We start from the raw sequence: 12,929 nt of genomic DNA, 5'->3' as shown, positions 1-12,929 counted from the left end.
TTTTTGGTTAGTCTGCCCAGGCAGACTTGGTTTGTGTAGCCGCGATTGGAAATCGTGCAAGCGGTTAAAACCGCAGCTACACAGACAAAACCCGCCTGCGCGGGTTCTGAAATCCTCGATTTTTGGTTAGTCTGCCCAGGCAGACTTGGTTTGTGTAGCCGCGATTGGAAATCGCCCAGGCTGATTGGAAGGCGTGCAAGTTATCAGTTTTAATTGATTGCTTGCATCATTTAGGAGGGAAACCTAACCCCCCAGCCCCCTTCCCTGCATTAGCGTTAGCGAAGCTTGGCGTTAGCCTAGCGGCACGAAGTGCGGGAAGGGGGAGTAATGCCATTAATTAGAGGTTTTCCAAACCTCTAATCTCTACTTAACCGCACTCAACTCACGCTCCTCCTTACTATCCACTGTGGGATTAGCTTCAGGATTATTCGCTTCTGAAGGTGGTACAACTTGCCAGAATTTGGGCAGATATTCAGACCAATTTGCTAAAATTAGCTTGGCTTTTGGACTATCTGTCCGTTGAGCATGATCTTGAATTAATTCTTTAAGTTGTTGTTCCCCAGCCGGGGCAATTACCCGCTGCATTTTCACAATTTCTGGGTTAACTTTTGCAGGGAAACTGCCATCTTCATCTAGGAAGTAAGCCAATCCACCTGTCATGCCAGCGCCAACATTACGCCCGACATTGCCTAACACGACAATGACACCGCCTGTCATATATTCGCAACAGTGATCGCCTGCACCTTCAATCACGGCTTGCGCTTTGGAGTTGCGGACACCAAACCGTTCCCCAGCACCGCCATTAGCAAATAAAATACCGCCTGTTGCACCATAAAGGCAAGTATTCCCGACAATAACATTTTTGGCAGGATCGTAAGTAGCGTCGGCGGGGGGTTTGATAATTATTTCACCTCCGTGGATTCCTTTGCCCACATAGTCGTTGGCTTCACCTGTTAGGATTAGGGTCATGCCAGGGAGATTGAATGCGCCAAAACTTTGACCTGCTGCGCCTTTGACATTCAGGGTAATTTGCCCTTCAAAACCAGTATTTCCATACTGTGAAGCAATCGCACCTGCAATTCGTGCCCCCATAGTACGATCGGTATTAACGATATCGATATCTTTGGTAACTGAGCCTTGGTTGCGAATTGCTGCTTGAATATCGGGATCTGCCAGGATTTGGTCATCCAATACGACACCGTTACTATGTACCCCATCATGCTCTAAGAAGGAGCGATTATTCTTGGCATCTGGTAGCTGAATTAAGCAGTTAACATTCAGTGCTGATGTCTTAGTTAATTTAACTCCTTCCCGTGGTTTCAGTAAATCAGCACGACCAATGATATCTTCTAATTTAGAGTAACCCAGGTGTGCCAAAAGACTCCGGACTTCTTGGGCGATAAAGTAGAAGAAATTAACTACATTTCCTGGTACTCCAGAGAAACGTTTCCGGAGGTGTTCCTGTTGTGTCGCTACTCCCACGGGACAGTTATTGGTGTGGCAAATCCGTGCCATGATACAGCCTTCAGCAATCATTGATACGGAACCGAATCCATATTCTTCTGCCCCCATTAAGGCTGCGATTACGACATCCCAACCTGTCTTAAAGCCGCCATCAGCGCGTAATAAAACGCGATCCCGTAATTGATTTTCCATCAATACCCGATGGACTTCTGTTACTCCTAATTCCCAAGGTCCGCCTGCATGTTTAATGGAGCTAAGAGGAGATGCTCCTGTACCGCCATCATGACCGGAAATTTGGATGATATCTGCATTTGCTTTTGCCACACCTGCGGCGACAGTACCAATGCCAATTTCTGCTACTAGTTTTACCGATACCTGAGCTTTGGGATTAATCTGGTGTAGGTCAAAGATGAGTTGAGCCAGATCCTCAATAGAATAGATATCGTGATGGGGTGGCGGTGAAATCAGAGAAACTCCTGGTTTGGAGCGCCGCAACATGCCAATATAAGGGCTAACCTTTGTCCCTGGTAATTGTCCCCCTTCTCCGGGTTTAGCTCCTTGGGCTATTTTAATTTCTAATTGTTTGCCACTCATCAGGTATTCTGGTGTTACGCCAAAGCGTCCCGATGCTATTTGTTTAATAGCGGAACTTGCCGTATCTCCATTTTGTAAACCTTTCAGGTGAGGGAGAGTGGGAGAATGTCCTGTTTCATCTACATCATTGAGGATTTTGAATCTTACAGGATCTTCGCCACCTTCACCACTATTAGATTTACCACCTAAGCGATTCATTGCGATCGCTAATGTTTCGTGTGCTTCCCGCGATAGGGAACCCAAGGACATCGCTCCGGTACAGAACCGCTTGACAATTTCCTCAATTGATTGTACTTCTTCGACGGGAATGGATTTGCGATCGCTATTAAAATCCAATAAATCTCGCAAAGCTGTTACCGGACGTTCTTCTAACAGCTTTTTGTATACTTGATAGTGATCGTAAGCTGTTTTTTCTGTTGTTTGTTGTCCGTTATTGGTTGTTTGTTGTCCGTTGTTTGTTGTTGACGCTCCTGATGACTTGCCATTGGTAAATGATGCAACAGCTTTATGGAGTGCTTTTGCCATTTCGGGGCTATTCATGTGATATTCGCCACCGGGACGATATTGAATAAAGCCGAAGTTTTCTAACTTTTTGGCAGTTAATTCGGGGAAGGCACGTTGATGGAAAGAAATAGTTTCTTGGGCTAATTCGGCAATAGTCAAGCCACCTAACCGAGATGCTGTCCCCACAAAGCCGATGTTCAATAATTCACCACCAATCCCAATTGCTTCAAAAATCTGAGCGCCTTGGTAAGATGACAGCAAAGAAATTCCCATCTTGGATAGAATTTTCAACAATCCAGCTTCTGTTGCTTTGCGGTAATTTTTCTGAGCATCTTGAATGGTAATATTGCCAAGTTTACCATTTTGGATTAGTTTCTGAGTTCGGGCACTATTCCACCACTGACGGACTGATTCCCACACCAGATAAGGACAAATTGCTGATGCGCCATAACCGAGTAAGCAGGCAAAATGATGGGTACTCCAGCATTGGGCGGTATCCACAACTAAGGATGCTTTCATCCGCAATCCTTGACGGATGAGGTGATGATGTACTGCACCTACTGCGAGCATGGGGGGAATGTAGCTGTAGTTTCCATCGACAGTACCGCCAACTCTGTCGCTTAAAATCAGAATCTTCTTCCCATGATTAACTGCCGCCTCTGCTCCTGCGCACAACTTACTAATGGCTGCTTCTAATCCTTGAGGTCCTGTGGCAATTTCAAATAAAGTAGAAAGTTCAGCAGTCTCAATTCCTGATGCTTTTACGCCATCCAATTCTGCTTCATTTAAGACGGGACTTTCCAGCTTTAATAACCGAGCATATTCCGGTTTTGCTTCTAGGATATTCCCCCTTTCACCTAACTGTACCCGCAGAGACATGACTAAACTTTCTCGCAGGGGATCGATGGGAGGATTTGTCACCTGAGCAAAGCGTTGTTTAAAGTAATCGTAGAGCAAACGAGGTTTATCTGACAAGACTGCCAAGGGTATATCATCTCCCATACAGAATGTCGGTTCTTTCCCATCAATTGTCATCGGCTCGATAATCATATCGATATCTTCAGCCGTGTAACCGAATGCCATCTGCTGGCGCAATAATTGTGAGGAATCTAGTTTAGGTGTATCGAGGAAAGGTTGTGAGTTGAAGTTAATCCGGTGCTGTTTCAACCACTCTCCGTAAGGTTGTTTCCCGGCGACGCGCTGTTTAATGTCCCAATTTTTGAGAATCTCGTGGTTTTCTAAGTCTACGGCAATCATTTGCCCTGGACCTAAACGCCCTTTTTCGATAATTTCTGCTTCGGGTAAGTCTACTACACCTGCTTCTGAGGATACGACGACATAGCCATCCTTAGTAATGCTATAACGTGCTGGTCGCAATCCATTCCGGTCAAGGGTTGCACCGACAACTTTACCATCACTGAATGCCAATAGTGCTGGTCCGTCCCAAGCTTCTTGAATTCCACTATAGTATTCGTAAAAATCGACTATTTCTGGATGGTCTTGTAAATCTGGCTGATTTTGGTACGCTTCTGGCACCATAATCATCAGGGCTTCCATGGGGCTACGTCCAGAGCGTACTAATAACTCGAATACGTTATCGAGGGTGGCTGAGTCGCTATTTTCTGGATTAACAATTGGCTTTAATTCATCCAAATTGTTGTTGGTTGTTGGTTGTTGGTTGTTGGTTTGGTTCCATATTGGATGTTGTAAATCAGCTTCTCGTGCCATCATCCAGTTAATATTACCGAGGAGAGTGTTAATCTCGCCGTTATGTCCCAATACTCGCATCGGTTGCGCCAGCGGCCATTTTGGCATGGTGTTGGTGCTAAAACGCCGATGATAGATAGCAAATACACTTTGGTAATCGGGATTTTTTAGGTCTTTATAGAATTCGCCTAATACTGCTGAACGAACCATCCCTTTGTAGACTATTGTCCGACTGGAGAATGAGCAAGTATACAATTCGTCAGGCCAATTTAATCCTTTATCTGACTTTAATATTTTGCCAATCTTACGCCTGACTTTATAGAGGCTCCGTTCTAATTCATCGCCCTGTTTGTGAGGAGATGTGACGATAACCTGTTCAATTTTGGGTTCATTTTCTTTGGCTTGAATACCGAGGATGGCTTCATTTACCGGGACTACTCTCCATCCCAATAGGGTTAAGCCTTCTTGCCCCAAGATTTGCTCAATCATTTCACGAGATTGATTGGCTCTTGCCTCATCTTGTGGCAAGAATATCATCCCTACTGCCAACTGCTCTTTTGGTGGCATAGCGATGCCCTGCCCTGCAAACCAAGACTGGAAAAGCTGCCAGGGAATTGCCGTCATTAAGCCCGCACCATCCCCAGAATCTCGATCCGCACTACAAGCGCCTCGGTGTTCGAGACAAGTCAATGCAATTAAGGATTGTTCGATTAATTCGTGGGTAGCGATACCAGCTTGTGAGGCAATGAAGCCAACGCCACAGGCATCCCTTTCTTCTACTAACCAGCGTTGACCAGAATAGGGCATATCTTCTCCCTTGTTGGTATATGTTTGTTGATTTTTGGTGATGCTCCTACTGTTCATCTTGTCCATCTTGATGATTCTTTTTAGTGATAGAATTTTGCGGTTTGTTAGATTGGGAATCTCGATAGTGAAATTCCACAATAATTGAAACTTAGAAACAATTGATGTTAACTGCGAGTTTGGCCAAATAGTCTTGTGGCTATAAGTCGCACCTCAACTCGTTCGTTCGCTATAATCTCTTGTGTAAAAGGAAGCCAGAACCTCCATTGATGCTGGATGCCATGGCTATAATGGGCTTGAGGAATATAAAGCCCAGATAATCGTCTGTTCGAGTAATCCATCTAAACAGGCTGCGATTGGGGTAACTGAGGAATTCGCTTCCAGAAACTCTAAAAACTCCAAGTTAGATCTAATAGTCCTGCCATTGGGCGTGGAATAGTTATCATATCGGAAATTTTGTGCGATCGCAATCCCCGATCGAGAGGTATAAGCGCTGTAGCCTTTGCTACAGAAAGTTCTGTGAATTCCTGTATCGCTGAGTGTCTTTGAGTAGTAGGTATGGGATGCAGGATGGTTGTGGCAGGAGGATGCCCGAAGCGGTAGGATTCTCGGTGCTTGCTTCCTTCGCCCTTGCAGAATTATTACAGCGGTTCCCTCTCATAGTGAGGTACAGTAGCAGAAATTAACAAACTAATTGCTTAATTCTGAGGATCAATTAAGTGTACCTCATTACTGCGAAAACCGCTGTATTTAATAAACCACTAAGACACTAAGGAATCGATTATCTTCTCTGGTAAAGGTGGTAGGCAAAAACTAAGTCCAAACAAATTCACTCCTGTGTTATACCCATTTAATCTTTTTCATCATCATCGGGCAATTTTTCCATTTCCTGGGCAATTAGTGTCTGAAAATCATCTCCACAATGAATATTCAAATGAATTGCCGCTGCCAGTAATTCTGCCAGAATTTCAGCTTGTTGTCTACCACTGAGGTAAGGTGACTGAAGTTGATAGATTAAAGCGGTAATATTTTGGCATTCTGAGCCTAACTCTGTAATTAATGTACTCAAAATTCTCTGCTTTCAAGTCTGGACTGAAAAATCTTCTGGATTAATTCCCCAATTCACCCAGCGTATTGCTGCACGAGCTAATCCGATGTGAGGTGGTACACGTATAACATGAATGTGCCCCGTACTAGGGCAAGTCATTTTTAACAAGTGAATTGGCTCAAGATTGACACTATTATCGATTTTTAACAAAGTGTACTCTTGCCAAGTATCTAGTTCCTTAGCTTGCAATTCCTGACTGATTCTGACGTAACCAATTTCCTGAATCAGGACCCGTCTCAATTCCGCGTTATCTTCTGTTAAAAGCCATTCAGCTTGCCATTGGTTGGGGTGGACTGTGCCGTATCTTGCTGGTAATCTTACTCCATGATGGGCATAGATACTGAATCCATCTCTAAACTGAATCGCGGGGGAACCTTCGGCGTGTAGTCGTTGTTGATTGTCGAAAGAGAGGATATCAGGGCGAGCGGATACATAGCAGATATTCTCAAAGGGAAAAAACCAGCCACAATTTAAAATTAGATCTCGATATATTTGCCATTTTTTTTCATCGTGCGAACAAGATAATACAGAAATATAAAAGTCAAAAATACTGGCGTTACAAGCCCATAATTCTGGTTGAATACCTTCGCCAAGTTTGAGTCCAATCTCACCTGAGATTTGCCTCATTAATTGTCCCCACAGTTGGGGGCGTAGTTGGCTCCATATTAGATTCACGTCACTGCGTAATTTTCCCCCCACTTGCTTGGCTAATTCTTCGATTAATTCGATGCGCAGCTTTTTGTCCAATCGATTAGTGACTTTGTTCCTTTCCCCTCTCTCCATTTGTTTTAAAGCACGATGGGGACTGTCGCAAAAAATAATCCGGGGGTGTAGATAGCTAATTATTTGGTAGGCGGCATTTATGGCTACTGTGGCTTTTTGATGGTTAATTGATTCTGTCGAAAGTGCGATTTCTCTCCACTTTTCGCGATATACCGGAATCAATATTTCTTGAGAGGGGGTAAGTGAATTAATCAGTTTCATAGGCGAGTGGGATGGCGTAGCCCGCCAGAGGCATCGCATCTAGTAAGAGTGTACCATGGTTGGGGGTGCGATGGCGTAGTCCACCAAAGGCATCGCATTTAATCTGTAGTGGCGCGTCAAGGCTAAAATGATGCAATAAATGCAGGTTGGGTTGAGGTATATTACCGAAGACACCCTCATCGGCGGCAGGGTGAAGGGAGCAGCAAGGCGCTAAACACTGGAAATTAATCGAGCGCTTGCTCTCTGCTCTTAGATACTTAATCTAATTGTGATATAAATTTAATTTGGTATTGTTTTATTACGGACAAATGAAATCTCCAAACCATCAAACGACTACATCTGACTGGCGCTTAATTCCTGGTTACTTGAATGAAGGTAGATCTGATTTTGAATCGGCACAGATTTTGTTAGGTAATTTCTTAGCAGATAGAACTTCCGAAAATCCACTGGGAGAAAAGGAAATATTGGCAGAAGACGGTAGTTTTGAGTGGGGAGAGGCTCCACCTTTAGAAAAAGTGATTAATTCACGGGAAGATTTGGAATTTCTCCTCAAACATCCCAGTTTGTTTCGTCAGTCGATAACTATTATTGAACCTTGGGAAAATGTGGGTGTTAACGCGAATGGCGAAGAGGTTCGAGCTTCCAAAAATGTTGCCTTTATTGCTCAGAAAGTGGCTGACATAGACTCAGTATTGCTGCCTGTTTGGTCCAGTGGAGTCATCGATCCTGATCTCGTCGTGCCAGCAATTACCTCTGGTTATGCGGTGGTAGTGGAAGGCGGAGATCCATCGACATACGATCCATCCACCTGGACAAGTCCGGCTTGTTCTCGTGAGGATATGTTTAGTTTAGTGGACAAACTGCTGATTTCGAGATCCCCTAGTAGTGCGGCAGCAATTTTTATCTGTGTTGGACACCAACTGGCGGCAGAATCTCATATCCGACTAATCCGACGTGCCGTCAAAGAAGTTCTCTCAATGACATCTCTGGAGCGGGATCGAGATGGTAAAGCTCTGAGATTATTGCAACATGTGGCAGGAAGTATCGAAGCGATGGGCAAGACACTGGAAGTCAAAAAGCGTGATGGACGGGTGGTTGCCTCTGGCTGGGAAGATCAGCATTTTGCGGTGACGCGCAATGAAACAAAAGAAGTAGGCGATCGCGTCCTTTTAGCATATCAGTCTCCCGATCCTGATGCTTTGGCTATTCCTTGGGAAATTATCCATGCTCATGATGTCACCGCTGATGCCCATGAAGGTGTGATTGACACGACAATTCAATATGAACGTGAAGTCTCGATTTCGATGTTTCACTCGGATGAAGTCAACGAAGAAGCCATCCTCTTTGCTAACTGGGCTTACCGCAGCATTCATGATGCTATTGTCCCCTATCGCCATATCATCGCTGGTAGTTCTTTGTCTTGGCTAATCCAACTACCTGATGCTGTAGAAATTCTCTGTTCGACGGCATTAGATGGTGAAATTGTGACTGAGTGTTCGGCCAGTTGCATTAACTACAAAGACTTTGAAACTAAGAAAATTCTACGCTCTTTTACCTGCCAATTCCATCCCGAATTGCTCTCAAATTTGCAGGCGATTGGTAGCGGAGAAGCTCCATCTTATTCAACTTTGAAAGATAATGATGGTGTCCGCTTATTTGTCCGACTCCTGTACGCCGGAATGCAAGATTAACCTGAGTTCGGAGTATGCGCGAAGCGCAGGCTACGCCAACGGAGTATGCGCGAAGCGCAGGCTACCCCAACGGAACTCAGGTAAGATTAATGCTGTTATGCCCGGTCATAAACCGGGCATAAATGCTCATCAAGAACGATAAAGGACACTGAACACTTAGAGTAAATATTATTGCACTGTGCGAAAAATAACTATCTTAATCTTCACTATTATCGGTTTATCTCTGAGTTATCTTAACCCATTAATTAGTCATGCAAAATCTCCTCTATTGCCAACTCTTGAGATGGGAGAAAGTCTCCAAACTTTAATCGTCCAAGCAACAGCAAAATTAAATGATACTCTAACAGAAGACCAAAGGTTAAATGCCCCAAATTCTCAATCACCACCTACGACTCCCCCTCGTCGGGCAGATTTTTTATCCCAAGCGTCGTCTCAAGTTATTGGCAAGGGAAGCAAATTATCTGTAAATGGTAGGACTTTGACTGTTCCCTGGCAACAATTAAAGGTGGGTAATTCTGTCCGTACTCTCATTGGAGATGGAGGAATTCAGCAAGGTTTAGGGGTAAACTTATTGAGTACTGGAAATTTAAACAGACAGCCAATTGAATGGTTCTCTAATCCTCAAACTACACCAATTATTCTGGCTAGCCAACTAAGTGGTGCTTATCGCTACCTCGATATTACAGATTTGGCAAAAGTAGCAGGTTGGCAGCTACAAGTAGAGGGTGATACTTTAGGTTTATCTTCGATATTGACACAAGTCACTAATATTACCACCATACCTGATGAATCTGGATTTCAAATATTAGTAGATCTCAATCGCCCCACACCCTGGCAAGTTAGCGACGAGCGGACATCAGGAGTTATTACTTTAGATAGTTTAGCCAATCCATCACTAATAGAAAAGTTTAAAGATAAGCCACCAGAACAAATAGAGCAGGGGGAAGAAGATGCAGCACCTGTAGCAGTTGTCGAATCTAAAAATCAACCAACAGTAAGAGTTGAAGGTAGTGAAAATCAAACAATAATTAAAGTAGATATTCCAGAAGGTTTACGCCTGCAAGTATTTAGCTTGCCCAATCCTTATCGATTGGTAATTGACCTCCATCCTGATAATATGGTCGAAAAAGATATTGTATGGGCACCTGGTATCCATTGGCATCAGCGCTATGTTAATCTAGAAAAAGAGCGATTTCCAGTCGTCTGGTTGGAGGTCAATCCTAGGGCTGCTGGAGTGATTTTGAGACCAATGTGGAGCAATCCTACAACTCAGGTGGGAACTGCACCTTTAATTCAAACATCCCAGTTGTGGCAGGCTTCAGCAGCAATTAATGCTGGCTTTTTCAATCGCAATACCCAAATGCCTTTGGGGGCAATTCGGCGGGATGGGAAATGGTTTTCTGGACCTATTTTAAATCGCGGTGCGATCGCGTGGACTGATAATGGTAAATTTAAAATAGGTAATCTGAGTCTATCGGAAACTTTAATTACTTCTAATAGCGAAAGTCTCCCGATTCTCCTCCTCAATAGCGGTTATGTCCAATCGGGAATTTCTCGCTATACTTCAGAATGGGGTCCAAGTTACACCACGATGACAGATAATGAGGTTATTATTGCAGTTGCAAATAACCAAATTATAACTCAGGAATCCGCAGGAATTACAGGGAAAGATGTCTTTGCCATTCCTACAAATGGCTATCTCCTTACCTTACGGGGAAATGAGACAACAACCTTTGCTAATTCTCTAGGAATTGGTACAAGAGTCCAGATTGAGAGTAACACAGTTCCCGCCGAATTTAATAACTATCCTCATATCCTAGGTGCTGGTCCACTTTTATTGCAAAATCGCCAACTTGTTTTAGATGCCAAAGCCGAAAAATTTAGCGATGCTTTTGCTCAACAATTAGCAATTCGTTCCACTATTGGTACTACTCCATCCGGTACTTTAATTATTGCGGCTATTCATAATCGTGCTGGCGGGAAAGGACCTAGTTTAACTGAAACTGCTCAATTAATGGAGCAAATGGGCGCGATTGATTCCCTTAATTTTGATGGGGGTAGCTCCACTGGACTTTATCTTGGGGGTTCTCTTTTAAATCGTTCTCCGGCTACTGCTGCTAGAGTTCATAATAGCTTGGGGATTTTTCGTCCTATTTTGCCGTAGTGGCGCATCAAGCAATGCTTTCGCACCATCTACATTATCAGTAGCATCACTGTGTAAATCTTAAGTGATTTATATCGATTCCGTTGGCGTTGCTATGGTTTTTTTTTAACACAGAGGTACAGAGAGGTTTGCACAGAGGTATACAGAGGTTTTTGGATGATTCTGATGCTAACGGAAATGATATCAGTAATTTTATTTTCGTTTTTCTTCTGCCGCAGCCGGGAGTTGAGGATTAGTTTCTGGTTGATTGTATTCGCAAAAAGTATTTAGCCCAATTTTCACAACATATAGGACAATAATTGTAGCAATTGCGGGGTCAATTGGTAATCCGTGTGCTATTGCGATGCTACTTACAGAGACTATTAATCCGGTGAGTAAAGGGGCACTGGCTGGATTATTGGTATATTCCTTAACTTTGCCGCGAAAGCCATCATCACCACAGATTTCTTTGCGGATTTCTCCTAACATTACTTTCCAGAGGGATTTGCCTTGATTGAACATCTGTGTACCGTTTTTATCTTCCCAAAGTTCATCAAAACTGGCATCTAGTCTGCCTTGATTTTTGGTGAGGATGGTGAGGGCTGGTTGAGAAGGGTTGTAATCTTTGAGGATTTGCTGAATTTCTTGGATTTCGGTGGGTGTTAATTGGCTAGTCATGGTATTTTTTTGTTTAGGTAAAGAATCTAGGGAGAATTTGTTAACTCTTGAATCAATTGTTCAGGAGTGATGATGCGAGGAGTTGTAACGGGAAAATCTTGCGGATTGCGGGTGACAATGGCATCTAATTGATTAACTACAGTCGTGCTGTACTGAATTGCATCTTCAAAATCTCTGAAGTTGCTACCTAATGCCATATTGATTGCGGCTGTATCAACTGTGGCAATTTGGCAGACAGTGACTATTGTTCTCAGAAATTCAATAGCTAACTCTTTACCTTTTTCCTTGCGGATAATATAGTAAAGGTCACCAAAAGAGGATGCTGAGATGTATCCTTCTATTTGCCCTTGTTCAATCAAAGATATGACTGTTTCGCTATTTTCAACAAAAGGCTGCCTCTCAAGGGCAACATCCACAATAATATTAGTGTCTAACAGGACTTTCATAGATTATACTTCTCCTGCAAAGCTTCCCATCGCGCTTCATCTGGGTCAAAATCAGGAGGTGCAGGTTGGGTTTTTTCAAACCAATCTTGCAAAGCTTTAATTTTACTCCGTCGCCTCGGCTTCTCTGACTGTAACTTCGATTCTGTAACTGTGGAAATAGCAAGTGTCTCAACTGCCTGCAAGACAATTATTTCCACTTCTCCCGGTGGCATTTGAGTGGGTTGAGTAAGCACCAAGTTACCTGCGGTATCGATTTTTCCCTTAAGTTTGTACGCTTGTATCATCATCTTTTTCCTGTTGATTACCCTAGGGTGTTGTATCATTTCCCGTTGTATCGGAATATTCAAACCTCTGTGTACCTCTGTGTTAACCTCTCCGCTCTCTATTAATCTAGATTTTAGTCCGTTTTAACGGACTTTAGCTATTAGACAGTGGTTTTAACCACTGGCGGTTTTGGCAACTGGTGCAAAATCTGACTACTCCGAATCTAGCTCATCCCGCGCCGCCCAAATCGCCTCACGCAAGTCTCCGGTGCAATCAAAACCCCTCACCTCGCGCCAAACTGTATCAAATTGGCTTTCTCCTATTTGCTTGAGGATTCTTCCTAATCCCCTAATTGGATATCCAACTTTATAGAAATCCTCTTTATCTACAAAAATCCTTAAGGCTTTCACAAAGTAAGAAATCGCCTCCTCAAACTCCCGTTTTTCCTCTGCCACCACTCCCAGATTGTGATAGTCACTCGCAGCCCGGTAAAAATCCCCCGCGTCTTCTCTTATTTTCAGGGCTTTGAGGTAGTAAGCTTT

The 12,929-nt window shown here is 43.5% G+C and carries 9 protein-coding genes; 2 read left to right on the top strand and 7 right to left on the bottom strand.

Translation table 11 applies throughout. The annotated features are described in order from the left end of the window. Nucleotides 1–363: 363 nt before the first annotated feature. The 3 genes from gltB to NJ959_RS15865 form a co-directional block, all read right to left on the bottom strand. Nucleotides 364–5,133, bottom strand: coding sequence for a glutamate synthase large subunit (gene gltB / locus NJ959_RS15875; protein ID WP_254012713.1), 4,770 nt, complete (start codon nt 5,131–5,133; stop codon nt 364–366). A gap of 790 nt (nt 5,134–5,923) precedes the next feature. After that, nucleotides 5,924–6,145, bottom strand: a complete 222-nt coding sequence (locus NJ959_RS15870) for a hypothetical protein (protein WP_373693665.1) — start codon at nt 6,143–6,145, stop codon at nt 5,924–5,926. Nucleotides 6,146–6,154: 9 nt separating this feature from the next. After that, nucleotides 6,155–7,165, bottom strand: a complete 1,011-nt coding sequence (locus NJ959_RS15865) for a DUF6745 domain-containing protein (protein ID WP_254012711.1) — start codon at nt 7,163–7,165, stop codon at nt 6,155–6,157. A gap of 308 nt (nt 7,166–7,473) precedes the next feature. Here NJ959_RS15865 and NJ959_RS15860 point away from each other — a divergent pair, with 308 nt between their 5' ends. Next, the gene (locus tag NJ959_RS15860) at nt 7,474–8,856 is read left to right on the top strand and encodes a hypothetical protein (RefSeq protein ID WP_254012710.1); all 1,383 of its coding nucleotides are present in this window, start codon (nt 7,474–7,476) and stop codon (nt 8,854–8,856) included. Between the two features lie 178 nt (nt 8,857–9,034). After that, entirely contained in the window at nt 9,035–11,020 is a 1,986-nt protein-coding gene (locus tag NJ959_RS15855; protein ID WP_254012709.1) for a phosphodiester glycosidase family protein, read from the top strand. Nucleotides 11,021–11,212: 192 nt separating this feature from the next. On the opposite strand, the gene NJ959_RS15850 is transcribed toward NJ959_RS15855, so the two are convergent. The 4 genes from NJ959_RS15850 to NJ959_RS15835 form a co-directional block, all read right to left on the bottom strand. After that, nucleotides 11,213–11,677 carry a hypothetical protein gene (locus NJ959_RS15850; RefSeq protein WP_254012708.1) on the bottom strand — a complete coding sequence of 155 codons (465 nt, stop codon included), beginning with the start codon at nt 11,675–11,677 and terminating at the stop codon, nt 11,213–11,215. A 26-nt stretch (nt 11,678–11,703) separates the two neighbouring features. Then, a complete protein-coding gene (locus tag NJ959_RS15845; RefSeq protein ID WP_254012707.1) occupies nt 11,704–12,123 on the bottom strand; it encodes a PIN domain-containing protein in 420 nt (139 codons plus the stop codon). Continuing rightward, nucleotides 12,120–12,404: a hypothetical protein gene (locus NJ959_RS15840; RefSeq protein ID WP_373693664.1), complete on the bottom strand. Its 285-nt coding sequence runs from the start codon at nt 12,402–12,404 to the stop codon at nt 12,120–12,122. The genes NJ959_RS15845 and NJ959_RS15840 overlap by 4 nt, the downstream gene beginning before the upstream one ends. A gap of 195 nt (nt 12,405–12,599) precedes the next feature. Further along, on the bottom strand, nt 12,600–12,929 hold a 330-nt coding region (locus tag NJ959_RS15835), incomplete at its 5' end, for a tetratricopeptide repeat protein (protein ID WP_254012705.1).

Origin of the sequence: Limnofasciculus baicalensis BBK-W-15 (assembly GCF_024178385.1) — a bacterium.
Lineage (GTDB): Bacteria > Cyanobacteriota > Cyanobacteriia > Cyanobacteriales > Coleofasciculaceae > Limnofasciculus > Limnofasciculus baicalensis.
This window is presented reverse-complemented; position numbering and strand designations above follow the sequence as displayed.